A 22,401-nucleotide genomic window follows, 5' to 3' on the forward strand; every position below is an offset into this window, starting at 1 on the left:
GATTTTCCGGTGACCGTCGTTCCGGACGCGCGCGGGGCACCCGGTGGCGGGGCACCCGGGGTGCCGGCGCCATCGGTCGCGGATGGCCGCCCGGCTCCCGCCACGCGGCCGGCGTCGGCCTCCGCCCCGCCGAGCAGTGCCCCGCCGCAGCTGCCGCCGCCGACGTCGTTCCGCACCGCGTTCGGTGCGGTCTACCGCGGGCAGCTCGCCCGCTCCAAGGTGGGACGGATCCCGCTGTTGTTCGTCGCGTCGTTCCAGTCGGTCGGGATCCTCGTGCTGCTGCGCGGGATCCTCGACGTCGGCGACACCACGGCCGCCGGGCAGGTCGTGGCGGGTTCCACGGTGCTCGTGGTCGCCTTCGTCGCGTTGAACCTGCTGGCCCAGCGGTTCGGGGTGCTGCGGGCGGCCGGTGCCCTGGACTACTACCTCACGTTGCCGGTGTCCGGCGTCGCGGTGGTGCTGGGCACGGCGGCCTCGTACGCGACCTTCGCGGCGCCCGGCACTGTCGTCACCGCGGTGCTGGGGGCGCTGCTCTACGGGCTGCCGCTGTCCGGCCTGTGGTTGCTGCTGCCCGTCGTGGCGCTTGCCGGGATCTGCCTGTCCGGGCTCGGGGCGGCGATTGGCCTGCTCGCCCCTCGGCCGGAGCTCGCGACCGTCGCCGGCCAGCTCGGAATGAGCATCGTGCTGTTCTTCGGTGTGATCCCCTCCGGCCGGCTGCCCGAGGTCGGCCGCTGGGCGCGGGACGCGTTGCCCAGCAGCTACGCGGTGGACGCCCTCGCGGCAGCCTTCCAACCCGGTGTCGACTGGGCGAAGGTGGTCCTCGACCTCGGGATCTGCGCCGCCGTCGGGATGGCGGCGCTGTCTGTCGCGGCGATGGCACTGCGCCGTGTCGGCACGTCCTGAGGGCGTCATAGTTAGCGGGGCCAGCGTAGTAGCAGGACCGCTGCGGGACCGACCGGCGCGGTAGGGTCAACGGCCTGCGGCCGGTCGGCGACAATGCGCTGGTAGGCCGGGGATGCTGGTAGGCCGGGGACGAGGGGACAGACAGCCAGTGGCAGAAAGCGCGTCATGATGGAGCGGTCGTCGGGCATCCGCGGAGTCGAGCCGGCCGCGCTGTCTATCCCACTCGGGGACGGGCCGCACCACCCTGGTCAGCCGACCCTCGATCCGGCGATCGCCGTCCCCGCGGCCGGTGAGCCGGCGCCGCCCGGGCGGAACCCGGGCCGGGCGTTCGGTGCTCGTTCGGCGGCCGTCGCCGGCCTGATCTGCGCGGCGGCGATGGCGCTCGCCGGCTTCCCGCTCGGCCTGCTCTGGGCCGCGACCGCGCCCCATCTGGATCTTGCCGTGGCGTTGGACGGGCATGAATCGGCGTTTACGGTCCAGAGCGACATCGACGTCCGGTTCGCTCTGATCTGCGCGGTCGCCGGCGTGATCGGCGGTGCCGTGGCGTGCTGGCGGGTCCGGGACGGGGGATGGCCGGTCCCGGTCGGGCTCGCCGCCGGCGGCATCGGCGGCTCGCTGATCGCCGGCTGGATCGGCCACCAGCGACGCTCGCCCCAGCTGCTGCACGCGCTGCCGAAGGACGCCTCTCCGCTGCTCACCGGCCTGGTGGACATGAAGGTCCGCGCGGGCGGGCTCTACTTTGTCATGCCGGTGGCCGCCCTGCTCGTGCTCCTCGTCGGGCTGTGGGTGACCTCACGGGCCCAGTCGGACGCCGCCGAGGACAGGCGGGGTCCGACCGCGCCCGGCGACGCGCCCGGCCACGGGACTGGGGCTGAGGTCGGGGCTGGGGACTGAGCGTCGATCCCCCGGGTGGCGAACGTCCCACGGTTCGGCCCGGGGTCAGTTCGGGCGGGGGTCAGTTCGGGCTGGGATCGACTCGGCGCAACTCGCTCGATCCGATGGTGGTGATCTTTTCCAGGAGGCCGATCTCCCGGCGGAGCAGCGCCCGTTCGGCCCGCAGTCGGTTGGCCGCGTCCGGCGCGGCGAGCAGCCCCTGACGTTCGGTGACGTCGGTGACGGCGGCGGCGGCGATCACGTACGAAAGGGCGATCGGGTCGTCGGGGAGGTCCGGCAGCGAGATCTGCACGGTGCCGGTGGCGGCGAGCCGGTCGGCGTAGGTTCGGAGCAGACGCTGGACCGCCGGAACGGTGTCGTCGGTGTCGTCGGTGTCGCCGACGTCGTCCGGCAGGTAGTCGACATCCCCGACGAGGTAGGGCTCGCTGTGCCGGTCCACCGTGCGGATCCGGAACCGGTCACCGCCCACCGTGATGAGCGAGAACCGCCCGTCGGAGTGCTCCTGGACGCGCCGCAGCACGGCGGTGCAGCCCACGTCGTGGATCGCCGGCAGGGCCGGACCCACCTCCCGGCCTCGCCGGATGGCGATCACTCCGAACCGTCGGACCTGGTCGGCGGGCTGCGCGAGCAGTTTCCGCACCAAGATCCGGTACCGTTCCTCGAAGATCTCCAGGGGTAGGACCAGCCCGGGGAGCAGGACCGTCCCGAGTGGGAACAGAGGAAGCCGCTCGCTCAACTGCGGTGCCTTCTTCCTGCCCTGCCCTCTCCGGCCCCGGACGGGACCGGAAGCGGCCGGCGGCGGTCGGGCGAGGACCGCCTGGGGCGGGTCCACGACCAGGAGTCGGACGTTTGTCCCAACCCTGTCCCCCGGTAGCCATGGTGTCCATCCACGAAGGGCTGTGATTCTCACCGGGCGCGGGTTCGGGCGGTGGACCGGGAGCCCGGGCGGTGGACCGTCGGTGCCTGGGGACCTTCCATCCGGGTCCGTTCGCGGGAGAATGGCCCGGTGTGGGAAACCGAGCCGGAGCTACTGGTCGTCTTCCATCGGCCGGACCGGGGCTTCTCGACCGGCACGGATGTCGACCCACTGGCCGAACTGGCTGTCCTCGGCACCGTGACCTCGGCCTTGCGCCCCCGGCTGGCTCTCGTGGCGCTGCCCCCCTCCCGGGCGCCGGAGGTGGCTGCCCTGCCCGGGGTGTGCGGGGTCTTCATCGATCAGGTTCCCCCGGTGCTGCGGGAGACCCTTACCGCAGCCGAGAGCCTGTTCGTCGACGGCTGGCTGGCGCGGAGGGGCGCCAAGCACCTGCGATCCCGCAGGTGGTGAGCCCTGGGACACGCCAGGGTACCTCCCGCCCGACCGGCCACCCGGGGCGGCGCCGGCCGGATGACCCCGCGCGGCGGCTCAGAACACGCGCGGCGGCTCAGAACACGCGCCGGGGGACCGACCAGCTTGCACCGGGGCCCGACGAACGCCAGACCATGTGGAGCCGGTCGCCGACGCGGGCGAGCACCTCCAGATGCCCGTCGAAGTTGCTCTGGATCATCGAGACGGCGTCCACCCGGCCCAGCTCCGGTGCGAACGGCCGCGGTCCGCTCCAGACCGGGGAGGGCGCGCCGTTGTTCCGATAGAAGTGGATGAGCCCGCGGTCCGCGGCGGGGACGACCACCTCGAAGTTGCGGGAGCCGTCGGGGAAGGCGCTCTGGATGAGCACCGGATTGCCCGTCACGCCCTCGGCGAAGACGGGGCCGGTGCGCCAGACCGCCCCGTTGTCGCGGGTGAGGTGCACGAGCCGGTTGCCGACCCGGGCGACCGCTTCCAGCATCCCGTTGCCGCCGCCCAGCGTGCCGTGGATGAGGCTGACGGCGTCGACGCGCCCGAGGTTCGCGCCGAACAGCTTCGGAGTGCTCCACGGAGATCCGTGGATGTCATGGTTGCGCCACAGGTGCAGGATGCCGACGTCCGCGGCGGGCACGAGCAGTTCGAAGTTGCCCTTGGTGCCCAGCCGGCTCTGCACCAGCGACGGAACGCCCCCACCCCCTGGACGAGGCGGGTCGGCGGGTGCCAGGCGAAGGCGCCGGTGGAGTCCCGCCACAGGAAGTACAGCGTCGAGCCGACCCGGACGGCGACCTCGAGGGGTCCCGGCCTGGCCAGGGTGCTCTGGATCATGGTGGCGGCATCGATCCGGCCGAGCTCCTGAGCCGTCTGCCACGGGGCCATCCAGGGGAAGCCTGCCGCGTCGTTGTCCCGCCAGACGTGGGTCAGCCTGGCGAAGGCCGAGGGGACGACGGCGTCGAAGTTGCCGATCTGGCCGAGCCCCCTGGCCTGGACAAGCGCCGGGTTGCCGCTCACTCCGTGGCCCCAGCCGATGTGGCTGGGGGTGTAGCGGCACAGCGCGAAACTGTTCGAGCGCATCAGGCAGTCGACGGGCGCGGGCGCGCAGGCGTCGCAGTTGCCGTTCGGGGCGTGGAACGCCCCCCACCGACCGCCGCAGTCGCACTGGGCGCCCGCGTACTCGTCCGGAGCGCCGAAGATGTGACCGGTCTCGTGGGTGAAGACCCGGTCGATATTGTCCGGTCCCCAGCCGTCGTTGTCGACGGACATCACGAGCCGGGGGCCACCCACCGAGGAGTACGCGAAGTATCCCAGCGGATACTTGGTGAAGAACGCGCAGTAGGCGGACCGGGTGCCGAGCCGGGACCGGAGCGCGTCGACGTGGTCGTAGACGCCGTCGAAGCTGGCCGCGTAGCCGAGCCGGCTCATGGTGGGGTCACGCCACAGCGCCTCGAGGTCGGGCGCGTTCGGGTCCGGTGGGACGGACAGCCGCACGATCTGGATGTCGTAGTGGAAGGTCAGGTCGGCAGCCGGGTTCGTGGTTGCATACCAGGACAACCCGTTCTGCACCTCAGCTACGATCTTGGTGCGTTCCGCGGCGGTCAGTTGCAGCGCGGTGGTCGGCCCTTCCACGATGATCAGCCCGACGGCCACCGATCCCTCCAGCGCCGCGCTGGTGGGGGAGGACGCCTGGGCGATCTGCGCGGTGGCCCGGGTATCCGTGGCCCGGGTGTCCGTGGGCGCGGCGGTTGGGCTCTGGGCCTCGGCCCGCCCGTTCGCCTGGGTATGCGGTGTTGCCTGGGCATGCGGTGTCGGCCGGTCCGGATCAGGCGAGCTGCCCCGGGGCGGCGGGATGTCGGTGCAGGGCCGGTCCATGTCCCATGGCCGGCCGTCGCGGGGACGTTCCTGCTTGAGCTGCCGGTAGGCGGCGCTGGCCCGCAGGCGGAAGGCGTCCAGCCCGAGCGTCTCGGCGCGGTTCAGCCCGGGCGACACCCCGGTGGTCGACACGACGCTGCCGTCCGCGGGGGGGAGTACCGCCGCCGCCAGCCGGGCGGCGGTGCGCTCCGCCGTCGCCGTGGAGGTGCCCCGAGGCTGGTCCAACACGTGGACCCTGCCGTAGCGGTGCAGCGGCCGTCGTTCGTTGGCCAGGGTGGGATCGGCTGGCGAGCCGTCGCCCTCGGCGGTCTGGTCTACCCCGTCATCCAAGGACGCGTCGGTGGGTGCGATCGCCGCGAACGCCGCACGGAGTGCTCGGCCCGTCTCCCCTCCGGCCGAGATGATGAGCGCGTGTTCGTCGGCCGGTACGTCCCCCGCCATACTTGATCGTTTTCCTTGCGGTGGGGATGGCTGTGCGGAGTTGTATCGTGTTGTGGCTTTGCTGTGCCGGCTTTTGTGAAAACAAGTACGCAGAGTGCCGATCTGGTACCTTCGCCTGCTTTGTTCAGAGGGATTGCGCCAACACAGCCGGCGGCGGGCGTCCATCGGCCGGAGCCGGGCAGCCGCCCGCCTGCCTCGGCGTCCCAGTGCCTCAGCGTCGGTCCGGAGCGAACGGTGCCTGCGCCGATGGCACGTCGGGCCACATGGCCCCGACGGCGGGCCGTTCCGGCGCACCCATGGCCTCGGCCACCTTGCGCATGATGGCTTCCACCAGCCGGACAGCCTGCGGGGTCGCGAGGTTCAGCACGATCTCGGTATCCCCCGCCACCTGGAATCGCACCGAAACGTCCGCCATGACGACTGCCCTTTCCTCGCGGCTCGCCAGCACATCGCAGGCGTGTTGCCACCGGTGACGTTACGGGGCCGGGACGACCGCCCCCACGGCGCCCGGGTGTGGCACCGGACAGCGTGACCGGCTGGCAGGTCGCTGCGACGAAGCGGGTAGGGTCACGGTGGTGACCTTTCCGTCAGCGACAGTGCGTGACTGTGTGGCCGTGCTTGAGCGTTTCTTCCCTCCGTCCTGGGCCGAGTCCTGGGACACGGTGGGACTGGCGGTGGGTGATCTGGACGCGCCGGCCTCGGCCGTCCTGTTCGCGGTGGATCCGACCCCCGAGGTGGCGGCCGAGGCCGGCGCGGCGGGAGCTCAGCTGCTCGTCACCCACCACCCGCTGTTCCTGCGGGGAGTGCACGGCGTCGCCGAGACCGGTCCGGGCGGGCGGGTCGCTGCCACCCTGATCCGGGCCGGCGTCGCCCTGTACACCGTGCACACGAACGCCGATGTCGCCGCGCCGGGCGTGAGTGACGCGCTTGCCGACGCGCTGGGGTTGCGTGACGTCGCCCCGCTGTCCGCCCCGGCGAACGTCGGGGCCGACGAGGGCGGTGCCGGGAGCAGCGCCGGTGGTGAGGGCGGTGCCGGCGGGGCGAGCGTGTGCTGGGGCCTCGGCCGGATCGGTGACCTGCCCACGGCCGAGTCCCTGGAACGGTTCTGCGCCCGGGTCGTCCGAGCGCTGCCGGCGACGGCGGGCGGGGTCCGGGCGACGGGTACCGCGGACCGGCTCGTCCGGCGGATCGCGGTGTGCGGCGGCTCGGGGGGAGAACTGGTCGCCGCCGCCGAGGCCGCGGGAGCGGACGTCCTCGTCACCGCGGACGGCCGGCATCACCACGTCCTCGACGCCGTCGGTGCGCATGGGGTCGTGGTGGTCGATGTCGCCCACTGGGCGAGTGAATGGCCCTGGCTGAGCCAGGCCGCCACCCGCCTGCGCGCCGGTCTGCGTGCGGGGGGACGTACGGTGAGCACGTCGGTATCCGCTATCGTGACCGATCCCTGGCGGGTGCACGTTCCGTCCCGGTAGGCGGTGCCGGCGGCGCGGAGGCCCGGGTCACGCGGAGGCCCGGGTCACCGGAGGGCGCCGCGTCGGGCCTGGTCAGGTCGGGCCTGGTCGCCCCGACCAGGTCGGCCAGGTGTAGTCGTTCAGGTGTACCAGTGAGGAATCGATGAAGGCCGATCCAGCAGTTCAGCTCCGCCTGCTCGATCTGCAGGCGCTCGACACCGGTATCGACCGGTTGGTGGCCCGCCGACGCGGTCTGCCGGAGCACGCCGTCATCACCGAGCGCACCGCCGCGCTGACCTCGTTGGACGGTGAGGTCGTCGGGGTGCAGACCGAGCTGAGCGACGTCGCGCGTGCCCAGCGCAAGCTGGAGAACGAGATCGACCTCGTGCGGACCCGTTCGGCCCGTGACTCCCAGCGGCTTGATTCCGGCGCCGTCTCGACGCCGCGTGAGCTGGAGAACCTGCAGGCGGAGCTCGCCTCGCTGACCCGCCGTCAGGGCGTGCTCGAGGACAACGCGCTCGAGAAGATGGAGATCGTCGAGGGCCTGGAGAGCCGGCTCTCCGCGTTGTCCCAGCAGCGATCGGCCCTGCAGGCCGAGCTCGACGCGGCGGTGGCCGCGCGGGACAAGGCCTACGCCGAGCTCGATGCCGAGGTGGCGCGGCTGCGCCACGACCGCGACGCTCTCGTCCCGGAGCTGCCCGAGGCGCTGGTCGCGCTGTACGAGCGGATCCGGGCGTCCTCCAGCGGAGTGGGCGCCGCGGCCCTGCTGCGCCGCCGCTGCCAGGGCTGCCATCTTGAGCTGTCGGGCGGCGACCTGCGCGCCGTGGCGGCGGCGCCGGCGGATGAGGTGGTGCGCTGTGAGGAGTGCCGGCGCATCCTGGTCCGTACCCCCGAATCGGGGCTGTAGCACCGTCGGCGGGACCCCCGCCTCGGGGGTAGACGAGGGGAGCATGTAGATGGGCACCGTGCGCAGGCTGGTCATCGAGGCCGACGGCGGGTCGCGGGGTAACCCGGGCCCGGCGGGCTACGGGGCCGTGGTCCGCGACGCCGGCTCGGGGAAGCTGCTGGCCGAGCGCGCGGACTCGATCGGGCGCGCCACGAACAACGTCGCCGAGTACTCCGGGCTGATCGCCGGGCTGCGGGCCGCCGCTGAGATCGCCCCGGACGCCGAGCTGGAGGTCCGGATGGACTCCAAGCTCGTCGTCGAGCAGATGAGCGGCCGGTGGAAGGTCAAGCATCCGGCGATGCGGCCGCTGGTGGCCGAGGCGACGGAACTCGCCGCCCGGTTCCCCGCGGTCCGTTTCCAGTGGGTGCCCCGCGCGCGCAACGCCGACGCCGATCGGCTCGCGAACGAGGCGATGGACGCCGCCGCCGCCGGGCGGGCCTGGGAACCCGCGGTCCCGCAGTCCCCGGACCCGGTTCCGCACCACGCGCCGACGACGAACCGGCTCTCCGGCTGGATGGCGCCGCCCGCACCGCCGACGACGACCGTGCTGCTGCGCCACGGGCAGACCCCGCTCTCGGTGGAGAAGCGCTTCAGCGGGACGGTCGAGGCGGCCCTGACCGACGTCGGGCTCGGCCAGGCCGCGGCCGTAGCGAACCGGCTGCGCGACGAGCCGTTCGATCTCGTCGTCAGTTCGCCGCTGAAGCGGGCCCGGCAGACCGCCGAGGCCCTCGGCCGCGACTACGTCGTCGTCGACGATTTGCGGGAGACCGACTTCGGCGCCTGGGAGGGGCTGACCTTCGCCGAGGTGCGTGAGAAGTTCCCCGATGAGCTCAATGCCTGGCTCGCCGACCCGCACGTCCCGCCGCCCGGCGGGGAGAGCCTGATCGCCACCGTGGCCCGGGTAGCGCGGGTGCGTGACCGGCTGCTCGCCGAGCAGCCAGGCGGGCGGGTCCTCATCGTCTCACACGTCACGCCGATCAAGGGGTTGGCCCAGCTGGCGCTGGCGGCGGAACCGGCCGTGCTCTACCGCCTCCACCTAGATCTGGTGTCGATGACGACCATCGACTGGTACTCCGACGGCCCGGCAGTGCTACGCGGGTTCAACGACACCCATCACCTGGCGGGCCAGACGATCTACGGCGAATAGGGGGCAGCTCAGGCGGGTTGATGCGGGGTCAGGGCCGAGGCTGCCGGCCCCGCGGCGCTACCGCGCCCGCAGGGCCACCGCCGCGGCGCTGACCTGTTCCTCCGTCGGCGCCACATACGTGAAGTCCCGGCCGCGGAGATAGTCGAGAAACGCCGGCTCCGGCGGAAGATCGTGCTCTTCCAGATAATAGGCGATCGATGCGCTCCACACCCATTCCCCGTCTGTCAGGAACACGATGGGAACTTGCTTCCCGCGTGACTCGTCCAAACGGTCCACCGAGAGGCCCGCCGCGCGCAGGATGACTTCACCCCTGCGGAGATAGGCGAGAAATGCTGCCCGTTCGTGGCCGGCGGGAAGCTTCGGACGATCGGCGGCGAAGGGGGTGCCGTCCTGAGTGCCGTCGAACAGTTTCGCTATCTTAATGTTGCCGAACACCTCAGGCATTCTGTTTGCCCTCGCCTCTCGGATGGAAATTGATCCAGGAGCCGTCATGGGGAACGGTTTGCACCAGACGACCGTACTCATTTTCGGTCATTGATGTCGTCCACACGTTACCGCGGTCGTCGGCCCAGGCCAGCTCGGTCGGTGCCGTTACCGCGACCCCGAGTTCGTCCGCGACCTTCTGGGCCACGGGGTTGTCGCCCTGCCCGGTCTCGCAGGACAGCAGCCGCACCGGTCGGCCGCGCCAGTTCTCGTCGGCGCGGATGAGCGCGCCGAGCTGCCGGGCGTCGAGCGCGACCTTGCCGACCCGGAATCCCGACGGGTCGCCATGCAGGTCGGCTGTGTAGGTGCCCGGGACCGGCTCGGCGGCCATCGCGGTCCTCCGCATGTCCGTGTCGGACTTCTCGAAGAAGGCGCGTCCATCTCGAGTCGGGAGGCTTTCCCGCCAGATCCTCGTGAGCCGCCACCCCAGCTTCTCCGGTCCGGCCGGCCGATCCTGCTTCCTGGCCGCGTCCATCTCACCGCCGGGCCCGCGGTCGAGCAGCGCGAGCTTGCGTTCCACTGGCGAAGGATCGGCGGACCGCGTGTCCTCTACCGACCGACGGTCGGCCGGCCACGGAGCACGATCATCCGAGGTGTTCCGGCGGTCGAGCGCGTCCAGCCTGGCGTCGATCCTGGAACGTTCCGTCTCCGGCCGCGCCGAGCCTTCAGGGGCCGAGCCTGCGGATGCCAAGCCATCGGATTCGGTGTCGTCGGCGGAAACGGGGGAGCCTGCCTCCGGTGATGTGAGCCGGTCGAGCAGCCGCGCCTTCACCTCGGCCTGGCTCGGCCCAGCCCCCGGTCTCCCGGGAGCGGCCGGCACATCGACGCTCGCATCCGGCCGTTCGATCGACATTGCCACCTACCGTAGCAGTGTCACCACATCATGGCTAGAAACGACCAGTCAGGTGAGGACGGCGACCCAGCGTTTTGATCCCTCCAGAGATGATCAGCGCCGAGTGTCGGAGGAAGGTTGGTGGTCGGCTCTCTCCAGCCTGGCGATCTGGGGCTGCACCAGGCCGACGACAGCCGCCAGCTCACGCTGACTTAGACCGTGCTCGGTGCGGTATCGCACCACCTTGTTCGCAACGTCGCGGGCGAAAGCCCTGCGGTCCGGTGCGTCACGGAACTCGGCATCCGCGCGGTTGTCCTCGATGACCTGGTCGAGAGGCTTGAGAGCCGAGAGCTTCATGCGTCACCCTCCACGTCGTCGAGACGTTCTTCGGCCGACCTGACGGCTTTTCGGATCGGTGTCGGCCTCGGGTCCCATGACACCGATGACCAGGTTCGGCCTGATCCGTCGATAGAACGCGCGCCATGGACAGCGGCCCTGTCGTGGACGTAGGCAGGTGATGGGCAATCTTGATATCACTGTGTCGAGCCGCTCGGGTCAGAGGTGCCGGTACACCTCACGTCGATGGGCGACGTGGACGATCGTGACGAGAACGCGGCTGTGGTCGACTTGGTAGATCACCCGATATTCACCAACTCTGATCCGCAGCATCCCGGTGGGTTGGCCGGTGAGGGCCCGGGCCCCGGAGGGGCGGGGTTCCGCCGCGAGTCGTGTCACCGCGATCAGGATCCGTCGAGCGGCGGAGGCGTCGAGCTTGCGCAGCTCTCGCAGCTCTCGCAGCGCCGCAGTCGCCCACTCGACGGTGTGCGCCACGTCAGTTCAGGCCGAACTCGGCGAGGACGTCGGCATGGGGTACGCGAGGCTTCTCGGCGGCCAGCGCCTCTCGGGCGACGGCGAGATCCGCTTCGTCCTCTGCCGCTTCCAGTTCACGGAGATCTTCTATGGAGATTACTGCCGCAACCGCGCGACCGTGACGGGTCAGGACGATCCGCTCCCGGGCGTGCTCCGCCTTGGAGACGATCTCGCCGAGGTGGTCGCGTGCCTCGCTGATCGGCATCTCACTCATCCCCAGATTGTACAAACCGGGGAGCGGTCGGGCCGCTGAGGCGGACGAGGTGGCCTGTAAGCCGGGTCCTGTACCGGCTCGCCTCACGGCTCGCCGGCGGCGACCATCTCTCTCGGGCTGCCGTTGCCGGCAGTCTCCAGCGGTCCACCCGCAGGCTCGGGCGGGCAGCCCTCGAACGCCTGCGCGGTCCGCGACCTGTGACGGCCACGGGCCTTCTGACCTTGCTCCGGGCGGGGTTTACCGAGCCGCCCAGGTCACCCTGGGCGCTGGTGCGCTCTTACCGCACCGTTTCACCCTTACCGGCGCCGGGACCGGCACCGGCGGTCTGTTTTCTGTGGCACTGTCCCGCGGGTCACCCCGGGTGGGTGTTACCCACCGCCCTGCCCTGTGGAGCCCGGACTTTCCTCGGCGGCGCCGGACCGGCCGGCGCCGACGCGGCCGCCCGGCCAACTCGTCCGCTTCCTTCAGTATAGAGTGCTTCCCGGTCCACGCTTCCTGGGCGTAGGGCTGATCGGGCTGTCGGTGCGCGGAGCCGGCCGATCGGGCGGGATGGCGGCGAGTCGAGGAACAGGACGATCATGACGGGACCGAAGCAGCCGGGCCAAGGGTTCGGCGACGCGGGGCGTATGGCCTCTCCGTCCGCCGTTCCGTCCGCGCCCGCGGCGCCTGCGCCGGCCGGGCAGACCCCCGCGGCCTCGCCTCCTGGAACGCCCGCCGGCCAGGTTCCGGTTGGTTCGGTTGGTCGAGCCGGTCCGGGCGCTCTGGGTGGTTCAGGCGAGGTGGCGCCCGCGCCGCACCAGCCGGTCCACCCGGGCGCACCGGATTCTCCCGGCGTCCCGGGTGCGCCCACTGGCGGCGCCCGGCCGCCGCGTCGCGGGGTTGCCTACACCACCTATGCGATCACCGTGCTGGTGCTGCTCATCGCGATCGCTGTCGTGGTCTTCGTCGTGCAGAACGACGCGCGCGTGAGCATCTGGCTGTTCGGTTCGACCAAGCAGATGTCGGTCGCGGGTGCACTGGCCGCCTCGGCCGCCGCCGGTCTCGTCGTTGGCCTACTCGTCGGTGTCATTCCTCAGATCAGGCTGCGCCGCGAGTTGCGCCACCTGCGCCACCTGCGTCGCGCGGCCAGCCGCCGGTAGCTGAGCGGAGTCCTTGGCCGCGGGTTGGCCGGTAGCCGGTTGGTGGAAGGGACGTCGGCAAGATGCCAGGCGGATCCCACCGCGTCGGTACAGTCCGGGTCGTGACGCCGTTGCGAACAGATCTGCCACCGGGAGCACAACTCCCGCCACGTCCAGCGAACGCACCGGCGCCTGGCACCGTGCTGCCGTCCCACTACGTGCGGTGCTTCGCCTGCGGTGACCAGTCCGCCCACGGACTGCACCTACGGGTCGACGCCGATGCCGGGCTCGCGCTGTGCGCGACGTTCGAGGTGACCGAGCATCATCAGGGAGCGCCGGGCCTCGCCCACGGGGGCCTGCTCAGCTGCGCCCTTGACGAGGCGTTGGGTGCGCTCGGGCATCTGACCCGGACCAGCCTGGTGACCGGCCGGCTGGAGACGGACTTCCTGCGGCCGGTACCCGTGGGCACTGTCCTGCACCTGAGCGCGCGGGTCGAGGGCGTGCTCGGCCGGCGGGTCTACGCCAGTGGCGAGGGACGGTTGAACAGCCCTACCGGACGGGTCGTGGTCCGGGCCCGAGGGCTGTTCGTCGAAGTACCCATGGAGCACTTCGTCACCCATGCCCGGGCCGAGGACATCCAGGCGATCGAGCAGGATCCGGACCTGATCCGGCTACGCGAACATCAAACTATTTTCTGATCTTCGAATCTCCTGATCTCCGAATCTCGGAATCCGCTCACGGGCAGGACTCGTTTGCTCGCTGTGATTCGACCGCACGGACCGTCACATCTCCGTCACAGATTTAGCTGGCACGGTGGACGTGGCATCCGGGATCGATCCGTTGGGTCGGCTCCCCGGAACTGATTGGAACCGGCTGGCCAGGCCGATCGGTCGGGATCGACCGCTTGTGCCTCGGCCGGGAGCTCCGGGTCTGTCGGGATGCTCCATCGACCGTTGCCTCGGCCCCTGCGTCGGAACGTTCGGAGCTGCGGTCGGCCCCGGCGGCCAATCCTCGCCGGCTGTCGGTCGGCTCGCGGCGGAAAGCTCGACGGAAGGGAGGGCGCGGTGCCGGCGATGTCGCTGCGCTCTGGCGATCCGGAGCGGATCGCCCGGTTCACGCTCACCGCGCGGCTTGGCTCCGGCGGTATGGGAGTCGTCTACCTCGGCATCGACGACGAGACCGGAGAGCCGGTCGCCCTCAAGGTGATCCGGTCGGACTTCACGGCCGATCCCGAGTTCCGCAGCCGGTTCCGTCGCGAGGTCGCGGCCGCCCGGGCGGCCGACGGTGCCTGCACCGCGAGGCTGGTCGATGCCGATCCCGACGCCGAGGATCCGTGGATGGCAACCGAGCACATCCACGGCCAGAGCCTCGCCGAGGCGATCGCCGATCGGGGCGCGCTGGCCATGCCGGTCGTCATGGCGCTGGCGACCGGGCTCGCCGAGGCCCTGAAGTCCATCCACGACGCCGGCATCGTCCATCGGGACCTGAAACCGGGCAACGTGATCCTCAGCGAGGACGGCCTGAAAGTGATCGACTTCGGCATCGCGGCGGCGGTCGACGCGACGGCCGCTACCAGGACGGGGGTGTTGCTGGGCAGCCCGGGTTACATGGCCCCGGAGCAGGTCACTGGACGCGGCGAGATCGGCCCGCCGGCGGACGTCTTCGCCTGGGGCCTGACGGTACTGTTTGCCGCGTCGGGGCGACCCCCCTTCGGCACCGGCCGGCCCGACGCACTGCTGTACCGGGTGGTCCACGACGAGGCCGACACCGGGGATGTTCCGCCGGCCCTGCGCCCAGCGGTCCGCGCGGCGCTGCTCAAGGAGCCCATGGCCCGGCCGAGCGCCCACGCGTTGCTGCGCGTGCTGATCGGGTCTACTGGCGACCCGGGACGCGAGACACGCCGGATACTGCGGGACGCCTGGCTCGCTCCACCGGTGGCGACCCGTGTGAGGAGCCTTCTGCCGGCTGCGGAGGAGGATACCCACGACGCCAAGACGCAGATCCGCCTCGATGCGCCGGAGAGCGCCGGCGCATGGGTGCGAGTGGGCGACGGCGCGGGGACAAATGGCGCGGGGACAGCGGACCGGGCGCCACTCGGGACCGGTGGTCCGGCGGGTGAGTCCGGGCGGGTTGGTGAGTCCGGGCAGGTTGGCGAGTCCGGGCGGGTCCGCGGGTCCGTGCCCGGCGAGGATGACGGTCCGGCCGGTGGCCGGCCGACTAGAGATGATCATGATGTGGCCGCTTCCGCCGAGGTAGCTTCCGCCGGGGCGAAGCGGCCCCTGTCCGGCCGGCGGGCCCGCGCCCGACGCCACCCGCGCCGGACCGCGGGTCTGGCCGCCCTGGCCGCGACACTCGCGGGCCTGGCCGCCCTGAGCGCATCCGAGGCCGCCGGCGACCTCGGTCCGCGGGCCCCCGGGACGGCCGCCAGCTCCCGGGCGACGGGCGGGGAACCGGGGCCCGGCCCGCACGACGTGCCACCCACCCCGTCGTCGCGTGACGACGTCCCGGCCCGATCGGGACGTACTCCTGGGCCACTGGGGCTCCCCTCACCCTCTGTCATCGTTCCTCCCGCCGGTTTGTCGTCGGGGCGGCCGATCCCCGGGTTCCGGGGCACGGTCGGCCAGCTCACACAGGCCAAGGCGTTCACCGACTTCGTCGCAGCCCACGACACCCAGATCATCTTCCTCGACATCTCCACCCTCGCCGAGGGTAACGAAGGGGCCTTCTACCCCGGACCGGACTTTGGGGGGGACAACCGGCCCAACTTCACCCTCTTCGACGCGTGCGGGGCGCTCGGGCCGGGGAAGGAGTGCTTCGGGAGCACGTACCGCCTTGCCGAGATGGCGCACAGCGGTGCTTCCTTCGGCTACGTGCAGGGTTCCTACCGGCTGCGTGGTTATTTCTGGGTCGACCTGGTACCCGGAATGCACCAGGGATTCGCGAACATCAATCTGCGGGCCGTCGACGTCCGGGATCTTCCGCGTTGACGGACGGTCGGCGTTCCGCCGGGTTATGCCTATTTTCCAGGAAAAAACCAAATAAGGAAGGTTTGTGCATCCGGTGCAGGTCGAGTGCCCGCGGTGTTTGTGCAGCCGGGTTCATGGAGACGAAGAGGAGGCAGACTCAGGTTCTGGAGGGTGTTCGGTGTTCCAAATTATCTGGATCGTTCTGGCCGGTCTGGTGATCGGTCTTCTGGCCCGTCTGATCGTCCGGGGTCGGCAGAACATCCCACTCTGGCTGACGGTCGGGTTCGGCATCATCGGCGCGCTGGTGGGTAACGTGATCGCGAGCGCGCTCGGCGTGCGCCACACCGGCGGCTTCGACTGGATCCGGCACATCCTGCAGGTTGGTGTCGCGGTCGCGCTGGTCGCGATCGTCTCCCCGATGTGGGCGGCGCGTCGCGGGCAGAGCAGCGGCACCCGGCGCACCGCGGGCCGACTCTAGCCTGGTGCGTACACCCGGGGGTCCGGTGCGTACACCCGGCGGTGATGCGGGGAAGCGGCCGGTCGGCGGCCGCTGACCGGCCCGGTCGTGCCCGCGCCGGTTGCGCCCACTCAGCGCGCCCGCTCGGTGGCCGCTCAGCGCCCGCTCGGTGGCCGCTCAGTGGCCGCGGTTCACCCAGTCGTCGTAGTCGACACCCTCCTCGCCGATGGTCGTGTCGTCGCCGTGACCGGTGTGCACGACGGTGTGCGCGGGCAGGGTGAGCAGTCTGGTGCGGATCGAGGCCAGGATGGTCGGGAAGTCGGAGTGGGATCGCCCGGTCGCCCCGGGACCCCCGCGGAAGAGCGTGTCGCCGCTGAACAGGACCGGGTCGCCGTTGATCTCCCCGAACAGGCAGATCCCGCCGGGAGAGTGGCCCGGGGTGTGCAGGACGCGCAGCGCTCCACCTTCGGGCAGGCTGATGAGCTGTCCGTCCGCGAGCGCGTGGTCGGGCGCCCGGTGCGGATAGATCGCCTTCCACAGCACCACGTCGGCAGGGTGCAGCGCGATGGGCGCCCGGACCAGGTCCGCGAGCTCCGCCGCCGCATTGATGTGGTCGTTGTGACCGTGTGTAGCGATGATCGATGTGGCCACGCGGGTGCCGATGGCCGCCGCGATCACCGACGGGTCGTGCGCGGCGTCGATGACCAGTACCTCGTCGTCGTTTCCCACGAGCCAGACGTTGTTGTCGACCGTGAACGACTGACCGTCGAGCGTGAAGTCGCCGCGTGTGATCACCCGATCCACCCGAAGCCCGGTATTGACGATCATTGCGTCCCCTCCTCGACCCGATCGGTCTGCCCGCTGCCCGCTGCCCGCTGCGCGTGTCGCGGGTGCCGTCGGACGGCGGTGCACCCGGTGGGGTCGACCGTATCCGGCGGTTCCCGGCTCCGGGTGGACCCGCCGCCGACGAAGCTCACCAGTGAGCAAAGGCTCGGTGAACGATGGTTCGGTGAACGATGGTTCAGTAGATGGCGGCCCGGTGAACGGCGACTCAAACGACGACTCAGAGGATGACGACGCTGCGCAACACGTCGCCGCGCTGCATCCGGGTGAACGCCTCCTCGACGTCGCCGATCCCGATGGTCTCGGTGACGAAGGCGTCGAGGTCGAGCCGGCCCCGGCGATAGAGGTCGATGAGGATCGGGAAGTCACGGCTCGGCAGGCTGTCGCCGTACCAGGACGACGACAGGTGACCGCCGCGGCCGAAGACCTCGGCGAGCGGCAGCTCCACGGTCATCGTCGGGTCGGGTACACCCACCAGGACCAGCCGCCCCGCCAGGTCGCGGGCGTCGAAGGCCTGGCGGTAGGTCTCCGGGCGGCCCACCGCATCGATGACCACATCGGCGCCGAAGCCGTCGGTGAGCGCCCGGATGGCCACCACCGGATCGTCTGCCGTGGCATTCACGACATCGGTGGCACCGAAGCGTCGGGCCCAGGTGAGCTTCCGGTCGTCGACATCGACCGCGATGATCTTCCGCGCTCCCGCGATCGAGGCGCCGGCGATCGCCGCGCCGCCGACCCCGCCGCAGCCGATCACCGCCACCGTCTCACCCCGGGTGACCCTGCCGGTGTTCACGGCGGCACCGAAACCGGCCATCACCCCGCAGCCGATCAGCCCGGCCGCCTCTGGCCGGGCCGCGGGGTCCACCGGCACGCACTGGCCTGCGGCGACCAGGGTCAGCGGCGTGAACGCGCCGATGCCCAGCGCCGGCGCCAGCGGCGTCCCGTCCGCCAGGGTCATCGGATTTCGCGCGTTGCGGGAGTCGAAGCAGTACCAGGCCATGCCGCGCCGACAGGCCCGGCAGGTTCCGCAGGGGGCCCGCCAGGCCAGCACCACGTAGTCACCCGGGGCCAGACCCACCACGCCCTCGCCCACCGATTCGACGGTGCCGGCCGCCTCGTGCCCCAACAGGAACGGATAGTCGTCGTTGATCGCGCCCTCGCGGTAGTGCAGGTCGGTATGGCATACGCCGCAGGCGCGCACCCGTACCCGTGCCTCGCCTGGACCCGGATCCGGAACAACGATCTGCTCCAGCGAGACCGCGGCGCCCTTCTCCCGGGCCACCACCGCTTCCACCGTCTGCGCGCCCATCCCGGATCCCTTCTCCTCGAGTCTCCCCGAGCACTGATCGGAGAGATGAATCCCTCGTCGAACCGGAGCGGTTACCCCCCGATGTCTGATTTCCTACCTCCGTTGGTGGGGTCCGTCCAACACAGGTGGGGTCCGTCCAACGTGGTCACGCCGCTCATGGCGCGACACGCCGCTTTACGGCCACCCGGCGCCACCGAGAACGGGTCGGTGTCGGTACGCTCCTACCGGTCCGTTTCTGCTCTTTGTAGAAGGAGCAATCCCTCAGTGGTCCGTTTCACCGACACGTCGTCCGTCGCCTCACCGACCCGCCGCTTCTACGGAGAGGTGACGGTCGGTGATCCCCGCCTGTCCGAGGACGGGCGGCTCGAGGCCGGCGGTGAGAGTGTCGATGCGGGGGTGGGCGAGCCCGGACCCACCGGACGGCCGCTGCCGTCGTTTCCCGTCCCGCCCCCGCTGACGTCGCACGGTCCCGCCTGGATCGTCGCGATGTGCAACCAGAAGGGCGGGGTTGGCAAGACCACCAGTACGATCAATCTGGGTGCCGCTCTCGCGGAGTACCGCCGGCGGGTACTCCTCGTCGACTTCGATCCTCAGGGTGCGCTGTCGGTCGGGCTCGGCGTCAACCCGATGCAGTTCGACCTGACGGTGCATGACCTCCTGCTGGGCGGGGACGCCGACGTCCGCGAGGTGATCGTCGAGACCCAGGTCGACGGGCTCGACCTGCTGCCGAGCAACATCGACCTGTCCGCCGCGGAGGTGCTGCTGGTCACCGAGGTCGGCCGCGAGCACAGCCTCGCCCGCGCGCTGGCGCCGATCCTCGACGAGTACGACGTCATCCTCGTCGACTGCCAGCCCTCGCTCGGCCTACTGACCGTGAACGCGCTGACGGCGGCGGACGCCGTCATCGTCCCGCTGGAATGCGAGTACTTCGCGCTGCGGGGAGTGGCGCTGCTGTTGCAGACCATTGACAAGGTGCGCGAGCGGCTCAACTCGCGCCTGGAGCTCGCCGGCATTCTGGCCACCATGTACGACGCCCGCACCCTGCACGCCCGGGAGGTGCTGGCCCGGGTCGTCGAACGGTTCCCGGACGAGGTGTTCCACACTGTGATCAACAGGACGGTTCGGTTCCCGGAGACCACGGTGGCCGGCGAGCCGATCACCACCTACGCCCCGACGTCGGTGGGGGCTGCCGGCTACCGGCGACTCGCCCGGGAACTGATGGTCCGGCACGACACGCCGCCAGCCGTCGGCTGAACCGGGACAACGAGGCGATCGGGGCGAAAAGGTAGCGACGTGCTGTTCCACCTTGCCGAACCCGCGGCGCTTCTCGGGATCCTCCTCGCCTTCCTCATCGGGATCTTCGCCCACGACGCCGTCCAGGTGCTCGTGGCCCGGCTGGTCCGTGACCCGACCCCGATGCGCTTGGGGCGGATGATGACGGGCCTGAAGGACCGGCTCAGCCCGTTCAGCGCAGTCGCCGTCTTCGTCGTCGGCTACGGCTGGGCCGAGTCGGTGCCCATGAACGACGTGTGGCGGCGCCGCCGGTTCCACGTGGCCGCTGCCGTCCTGGCCGGGCCGCTGACGTATCTCCTGCTCGCCCTGGCCGCCCTGGCGGTGTTCCAGCCGCTCGGCGAGCCGGGGCTGGTGCGACTCGGTGACCGCGTCACCGAGGTGACGGTGCCGAACAGCTTCGGTGCCGAGCTCGCGTTGTGGATGGCCGTCACGTTCGGGTCGATGTTCATCATCAGCCTTGTCCCGGTCCCCCCGACAGACGCCGGGCGGTTGCTGTTCCTGCTCGCTCCGACCACGGCTGGCTGGCGCAACGCCCGGTACCAGTTGGCCGAGCGCAACATCGGGTTGGGCATCCTGCTGGCGTTGTTGCTGCTGCCGGTGCTGTTCGTCGGATTCCCCTCGGTCGTCGGCCAGCTCATCGGCCCGTTGCTGCGGGGACTCGCCTCGCTGATAGGCCTCAACCTGGGGTGATGATGATCACGTCGACGCCGCCGGGGCGTAGCGTGGCACCATGACCCGGTCTCGCGCCGCTCCGGCTGACCAGGCCGCTCCGGCTGACCAGGCCGACGGGAAGGCCGCCCCGCGCACCGGCGTGCCGACGGGTCGTGGTGGGCGCACGGAGACCTTCGTCGTCGAACTCGACAACTTCACCGGCCCCTTCGACCTGCTGCTCTCGCTCATCGCCAAGCATCGCCTCGACGTGACCGAGGTCGCGCTCTCCCAAGTCACCGACGAGTTCGTCGCGCACATCCGGCGGCTGGGGGACCGGTTCGACCTCGGCCAGGCCACCGAGTTCCTGGTGATCGCGGCGACTCTGCTCGACCTGAAGGCGGCCCGGCTGCTGCCGGGCGCCCTGTCCGAGGACGAGTCGGCGGACCTGGCCCTGCTGGAGGCCCGCGACCTGCTTTTCGCCCGGCTGCTGCAGTACAAGGCGTACAAGGAGGCTGCGGCGCTCTTCGCCGGCCTCATGGCCCTGGAGGCGCGCCACACCCCCCGGGCGGTACCCCTGGAGCCCCGTTACGCCGCCGCGCTGCCGGAGGTCCAGATCGGCATCGGCCCGACGGAGCTCGCGGCGCTCGCGGCCCGGCTGCGTGAGCCGCCGCTGCCGCCGCTGGTTGCGACCGATCACGTGCACCTGCCCCGGATCAGCGTGCGGGAGCACATGCTCGCCGTCATCGCGATGCTGCGCGAGGTGGGCACCGCGACCTTCGGGATGCTGTGCGTCGGCTGTCGGCAGACCATCGAGGCGGTGGCCCGGTTCCTGGCGCTGCTGGAGCTCTTCCGCGAGGGCCGGATCTCCTTCGACCAGCAGGTCCCGCTCGGCGAGCTGACGGTGCGCTGGATCGCCCTGGATCCGGCGGTCGAGGCGGACGCCCCGCCGATCGGCCACGGGCTGTTCGGATCTGATCGGTACGGTGGGGACGCGCAGGAGGAGTCGCGGGAGGTGGCGTCGTGACCGGGGTTGCCGGGGTTGCCGGGGAGGCCCGGCCGCCGCTGGGCGCGTTGCTCGAGGCGGTCCTCATGGTCGCGGAGAAGCCGGTCGGCGTCGCGGAGCTTGCGACCGGCCTCGGCGCCCCGGCGCTGGAGGTCGAGCGGCTGCTCGCGCAGCTCGCCGAGCAGTATGTCCGCGACGGCCGTGGCTTCCGGCTGCGGCACACCGGTGGCGGCTGGCGCTTCTACACCGCGGACGAGTGCGCCCCCTGGGTCGAGCGCTTCGTGCTCGCCGGCCAGTCGGCCCGGCTGTCGCAGGCTGCGCTGGAGACCCTGGCCGTCGTCGCCTACCAGCAGCCGGTGAGCCGGGGGCGGATCTCGGCGGTGCGGGGTGTCTCCGCCGACGGCGTCATCCGCACCCTCACCGCCCGCGGCCTGGTCGAGGAGGTGGGGCACGATCCGGAGACCGGCGCGATCCTCTACGGCACCACCGACTACTTTCTCGAACGGATGGGGCTGCGCGGGCTCGACGAACTGCCGCCGATTGCCCCCCTGCTGCCCGGTATCGATGAGATTGATGACATTGTTACGTCATGAGTACCAGGTTCCCGTCATGAGTATCGGTGACCGCCCGGACGAGCCCCAGGACCAGGGCATCCGGCTGCAGAAGGTGCTGGCCGCCGCCGGGGTGGGCTCCCGCCGGCACGGCGAGGAGTTGATCGCTGCCGGTCGGGTCCGGGTGGATGGCACCGTGGTGCGCGAGCAGGGCCGCCGGGTCGATCCCGAAACCGCCCTCATCGAGGTCGATGGTGAGCGGATCGTCACCCGGACGGGTCTGGTCCACTTGGCGTTGAACAAGCCGCGCGGGGTGCTCTCGGCGATGTCGGACGACCGGGGTCGGCCGACGATCGCGGATCTGCTCACGGAGTTCGGCGGTGGGCTGTTCCACGTCGGCCGGCTCGACGCCGACAGCGAGGGGCTGCTGCTCGTCACCAACGACGGAGAGCTCGCGCACCGGCTCACCCATCCCTCGTTCGCCGTCCCCAAGACCTACCTCGTCGAGGTGTCCGGCCCGCTGCGCCGTGACGTCCTGCGCCAGCTGCGCGCGGAGGTCGAACTCGACGACGGCCCGGTGCGCGCGGACTCGGCGCGCATCGTCGACAACGCGAACGGACGGGTGATGGTCGAGGTCGTCGTGCACGAAGGGCGCAAGCACGTCGTCCGCCGGATGATGGACGCCGTCGGCCACCCGGTGCATCGACTGGTGCGCACCCGGTTCGGGGCGGTGTCGCTGGGAACCCTGCGCGCCGGGCGGGCCCGTCACCTCACCCGTCACGAGATCGGCGCCCTGTATCACGGCGTCGGTCTCTAGGCTC

The 22,401-nt window shown here is 71.1% G+C and carries 24 protein-coding genes, 1 other RNA gene and 1 pseudogene; 15 read left to right on the forward strand and 11 right to left on the reverse strand.

The features are described from left to right. Positions 1-9 precede the first annotated feature (9 nt). Complete coding sequence (locus AC08OX_RS02605) at positions 10-903, forward strand: ABC transporter permease (RefSeq protein WP_476606320.1); 894 nt, start codon at positions 10-12, stop codon at positions 901-903. 165 nt (positions 904-1,068) lie between these two features. Beyond that, positions 1,069-1,797 (forward strand): hypothetical protein, encoded by a 729-nt coding sequence (locus AC08OX_RS02610; protein ID WP_476606321.1) that lies wholly within the window; start codon positions 1,069-1,071, stop codon positions 1,795-1,797. A 61-nt stretch (positions 1,798-1,858) separates the two neighbouring features. Here AC08OX_RS02610 and AC08OX_RS02615 read toward each other — a convergent pair whose 3' ends face one another. Beyond that, positions 1,859-2,533 (reverse strand): LON peptidase substrate-binding domain-containing protein, encoded by a 675-nt coding sequence (locus AC08OX_RS02615; RefSeq protein WP_476606322.1) that lies wholly within the window; start codon positions 2,531-2,533, stop codon positions 1,859-1,861. Positions 2,534-2,803: 270 nt separating this feature from the next. Here AC08OX_RS02615 and AC08OX_RS02620 point away from each other — a divergent pair, with 270 nt between their 5' ends. Beyond that, a complete protein-coding gene (locus AC08OX_RS02620) occupies positions 2,804-3,121 on the forward strand; it encodes a hypothetical protein (RefSeq protein ID WP_476606323.1) in 318 nt (105 codons plus the stop codon). A gap of 97 nt (positions 3,122-3,218) precedes the next feature. Here AC08OX_RS02620 and AC08OX_RS02625 read toward each other — a convergent pair. Together AC08OX_RS02625 and AC08OX_RS02630 are read right to left on the reverse strand one after the other, a co-directional pair. Next, a pseudogene (locus AC08OX_RS02625) lies at positions 3,219-5,446 on the reverse strand (DUF8189 domain-containing protein). A gap of 211 nt (positions 5,447-5,657) precedes the next feature. After that, positions 5,658-5,861, reverse strand: a complete 204-nt coding sequence (locus AC08OX_RS02630) for a hypothetical protein (RefSeq protein WP_476606324.1) — start codon at positions 5,859-5,861, stop codon at positions 5,658-5,660. Positions 5,862-6,021: 160 nt separating this feature from the next. Between AC08OX_RS02630 and AC08OX_RS02635 the strand changes: the two genes are divergently transcribed. From AC08OX_RS02635 to AC08OX_RS02645, 3 genes are all read left to right on the forward strand, one after another. Beyond that, complete coding sequence (locus AC08OX_RS02635; RefSeq protein ID WP_476606325.1) at positions 6,022-6,918, forward strand: Nif3-like dinuclear metal center hexameric protein; 897 nt, start codon at positions 6,022-6,024, stop codon at positions 6,916-6,918. Positions 6,919-7,060: 142 nt separating this feature from the next. After that, a complete protein-coding gene (locus AC08OX_RS02640) occupies positions 7,061-7,804 on the forward strand; it encodes a zinc ribbon domain-containing protein (protein WP_476606326.1) in 744 nt (247 codons plus the stop codon). Between the two features lie 49 nt (positions 7,805-7,853). Continuing rightward, complete coding sequence (locus tag AC08OX_RS02645) at positions 7,854-8,990, forward strand: bifunctional RNase H/acid phosphatase (RefSeq protein WP_011435880.1); 1,137 nt, start codon at positions 7,854-7,856, stop codon at positions 8,988-8,990. Between the two features lie 57 nt (positions 8,991-9,047). Here AC08OX_RS02645 and AC08OX_RS02650 read toward each other — a convergent pair whose 3' ends face one another. From AC08OX_RS02650 to rnpB, 6 genes are all read right to left on the reverse strand, one after another. After that, entirely contained in the window at positions 9,048-9,434 is a 387-nt protein-coding gene (locus tag AC08OX_RS02650; protein ID WP_476606327.1) for a hypothetical protein, read from the reverse strand. Beyond that, entirely contained in the window at positions 9,427-9,804 is a 378-nt protein-coding gene (locus tag AC08OX_RS02655; RefSeq protein WP_476606328.1) for a hypothetical protein, read from the reverse strand. The genes AC08OX_RS02650 and AC08OX_RS02655 overlap by 8 nt, the downstream gene beginning before the upstream one ends. Positions 9,805-10,419: 615 nt before the next feature. Further along, the gene (locus AC08OX_RS02660; protein ID WP_476606329.1) at positions 10,420-10,662 is read right to left on the reverse strand and encodes a helix-turn-helix transcriptional regulator; all 243 of its coding nucleotides are present in this window, start codon (positions 10,660-10,662) and stop codon (positions 10,420-10,422) included. Positions 10,663-10,860: 198 nt separating this feature from the next. Next, positions 10,861-11,136: a type II toxin-antitoxin system RelE family toxin gene (locus AC08OX_RS02665; protein WP_476606330.1), complete on the reverse strand. Its 276-nt coding sequence runs from the start codon at positions 11,134-11,136 to the stop codon at positions 10,861-10,863. A gap of 1 nt (position 11,137) precedes the next feature. Beyond that, positions 11,138-11,380, reverse strand: a complete 243-nt coding sequence (locus tag AC08OX_RS02670; RefSeq protein ID WP_476606331.1) for a type II toxin-antitoxin system Phd/YefM family antitoxin — start codon at positions 11,378-11,380, stop codon at positions 11,138-11,140. A 50-nt stretch (positions 11,381-11,430) separates the two neighbouring features. Continuing rightward, positions 11,431-11,843: RNase P RNA component class A (gene rnpB, locus AC08OX_RS02675), an RNA gene on the reverse strand. Positions 11,844-12,168: 325 nt separating this feature from the next. Between rnpB and AC08OX_RS02680 the strand changes: the two genes are divergently transcribed. The 4 genes from AC08OX_RS02680 to AC08OX_RS02695 all read left to right on the forward strand — a co-directional run bounded on the left by AC08OX_RS02680 (position 12,169) and on the right by AC08OX_RS02695 (position 15,951). Further along, complete coding sequence (locus AC08OX_RS02680; RefSeq protein ID WP_476606332.1) at positions 12,169-12,528, forward strand: lipopolysaccharide assembly protein LapA domain-containing protein; 360 nt, start codon at positions 12,169-12,171, stop codon at positions 12,526-12,528. A 179-nt stretch (positions 12,529-12,707) separates the two neighbouring features. Then, complete coding sequence (locus tag AC08OX_RS02685) at positions 12,708-13,205, forward strand: PaaI family thioesterase (protein ID WP_476606333.1); 498 nt, start codon at positions 12,708-12,710, stop codon at positions 13,203-13,205. Between the two features lie 375 nt (positions 13,206-13,580). Further along, positions 13,581-15,494, forward strand: a complete 1,914-nt coding sequence (locus tag AC08OX_RS02690; protein WP_476606342.1) for a serine/threonine protein kinase — start codon at positions 13,581-13,583, stop codon at positions 15,492-15,494. A gap of 157 nt (positions 15,495-15,651) precedes the next feature. After that, positions 15,652-15,951 carry a GlsB/YeaQ/YmgE family stress response membrane protein gene (locus tag AC08OX_RS02695; protein WP_476606334.1) on the forward strand — a complete coding sequence of 100 codons (300 nt, stop codon included), beginning with the start codon at positions 15,652-15,654 and terminating at the stop codon, positions 15,949-15,951. Positions 15,952-16,107: 156 nt separating this feature from the next. On the opposite strand, the gene AC08OX_RS02700 is transcribed toward AC08OX_RS02695, so the two are convergent. Together AC08OX_RS02700 and AC08OX_RS02705 are read right to left on the reverse strand one after the other, a co-directional pair. Beyond that, positions 16,108-16,758, reverse strand: a complete 651-nt coding sequence (locus AC08OX_RS02700; RefSeq protein WP_476606335.1) for an MBL fold metallo-hydrolase — start codon at positions 16,756-16,758, stop codon at positions 16,108-16,110. A gap of 235 nt (positions 16,759-16,993) precedes the next feature. After that, positions 16,994-18,082: an S-(hydroxymethyl)mycothiol dehydrogenase gene (locus tag AC08OX_RS02705; protein WP_476606336.1), complete on the reverse strand. Its 1,089-nt coding sequence runs from the start codon at positions 18,080-18,082 to the stop codon at positions 16,994-16,996. A 264-nt stretch (positions 18,083-18,346) separates the two neighbouring features. Here AC08OX_RS02705 and AC08OX_RS02710 point away from each other — a divergent pair, with 264 nt between their 5' ends. Genes AC08OX_RS02710 through AC08OX_RS02730 form a run of 5 tightly spaced genes read left to right on the forward strand, consistent with a single transcriptional unit; the run spans position 18,347 to position 22,397 of the window. After that, on the forward strand, positions 18,347-19,336 hold the full coding sequence (locus tag AC08OX_RS02710; RefSeq protein WP_476606337.1) for a ParA family protein: 990 nt from the start codon (positions 18,347-18,349) through the stop codon (positions 19,334-19,336). A 39-nt stretch (positions 19,337-19,375) separates the two neighbouring features. After that, on the forward strand, positions 19,376-20,065 hold the full coding sequence (locus AC08OX_RS02715) for a Zn-dependent membrane protease (RefSeq protein WP_476606338.1): 690 nt from the start codon (positions 19,376-19,378) through the stop codon (positions 20,063-20,065). A 40-nt stretch (positions 20,066-20,105) separates the two neighbouring features. After that, positions 20,106-21,050, forward strand: a complete 945-nt coding sequence (locus AC08OX_RS02720) for a segregation and condensation protein A (RefSeq protein ID WP_476606339.1) — start codon at positions 20,106-20,108, stop codon at positions 21,048-21,050. After that, positions 21,047-21,622 carry an SMC-Scp complex subunit ScpB gene (gene scpB, locus AC08OX_RS02725; RefSeq protein ID WP_476606340.1) on the forward strand — a complete coding sequence of 192 codons (576 nt, stop codon included), beginning with the start codon at positions 21,047-21,049 and terminating at the stop codon, positions 21,620-21,622. The genes AC08OX_RS02720 and scpB overlap by 4 nt, the downstream gene beginning before the upstream one ends. A 16-nt stretch (positions 21,623-21,638) precedes the next feature. Next, positions 21,639-22,397 (forward strand): pseudouridine synthase, encoded by a 759-nt coding sequence (locus tag AC08OX_RS02730; protein ID WP_476606341.1) that lies wholly within the window; start codon positions 21,639-21,641, stop codon positions 22,395-22,397. The last annotated feature ends 4 nt before the right edge of the window (positions 22,398-22,401 follow it).

It is taken from the genome of Frankia sp. CoBUL1 (assembly GCF_978021245.1).

Excerpts from the sequence above, each read along its gene's own strand:
- AC08OX_RS02610 (WP_476606321.1), top strand. The coding sequence starts at position 1,069 with ATGATGGAGCGGTCGTCGGGCATCCGCGGAGTCGAGCCGGCCGCGCTG.
- AC08OX_RS02630 (WP_476606324.1), bottom strand. The coding sequence starts at position 5,861 with ATGGCGGACGTTTCGGTGCGATTCCAGGTGGCGGGGGATACCGAGATC.
- AC08OX_RS02640 (WP_476606326.1), top strand. The coding sequence starts at position 7,061 with ATGAAGGCCGATCCAGCAGTTCAGCTCCGCCTGCTCGATCTGCAGGCG.
- AC08OX_RS02645 (WP_011435880.1), top strand. The coding sequence starts at position 7,854 with ATGGGCACCGTGCGCAGGCTGGTCATCGAGGCCGACGGCGGGTCGCGG.
- AC08OX_RS02650 (WP_476606327.1), bottom strand. The coding sequence starts at position 9,434 with ATGCCTGAGGTGTTCGGCAACATTAAGATAGCGAAACTGTTCGACGGC.
- AC08OX_RS02655 (WP_476606328.1), bottom strand. The coding sequence starts at position 9,804 with ATGGCCGCCGAGCCGGTCCCGGGCACCTACACAGCCGACCTGCATGGC.
- AC08OX_RS02660 (WP_476606329.1), bottom strand. The coding sequence starts at position 10,662 with ATGAAGCTCTCGGCTCTCAAGCCTCTCGACCAGGTCATCGAGGACAAC.
- AC08OX_RS02670 (WP_476606331.1), bottom strand. The coding sequence starts at position 11,380 with ATGCCGATCAGCGAGGCACGCGACCACCTCGGCGAGATCGTCTCCAAG.
- AC08OX_RS02690 (WP_476606342.1), top strand. The coding sequence starts at position 13,581 with ATGTCGCTGCGCTCTGGCGATCCGGAGCGGATCGCCCGGTTCACGCTC.
- AC08OX_RS02700 (WP_476606335.1), bottom strand. The coding sequence starts at position 16,758 with ATGATCGTCAATACCGGGCTTCGGGTGGATCGGGTGATCACACGCGGC.
- AC08OX_RS02705 (WP_476606336.1), bottom strand. The coding sequence starts at position 18,082 with ATGGGCGCGCAGACGGTGGAAGCGGTGGTGGCCCGGGAGAAGGGCGCC.
- AC08OX_RS02720 (WP_476606339.1), top strand. The coding sequence starts at position 20,106 with ATGACCCGGTCTCGCGCCGCTCCGGCTGACCAGGCCGCTCCGGCTGAC.
- AC08OX_RS02730 (WP_476606341.1), top strand. The coding sequence starts at position 21,639 with ATGAGTATCGGTGACCGCCCGGACGAGCCCCAGGACCAGGGCATCCGG.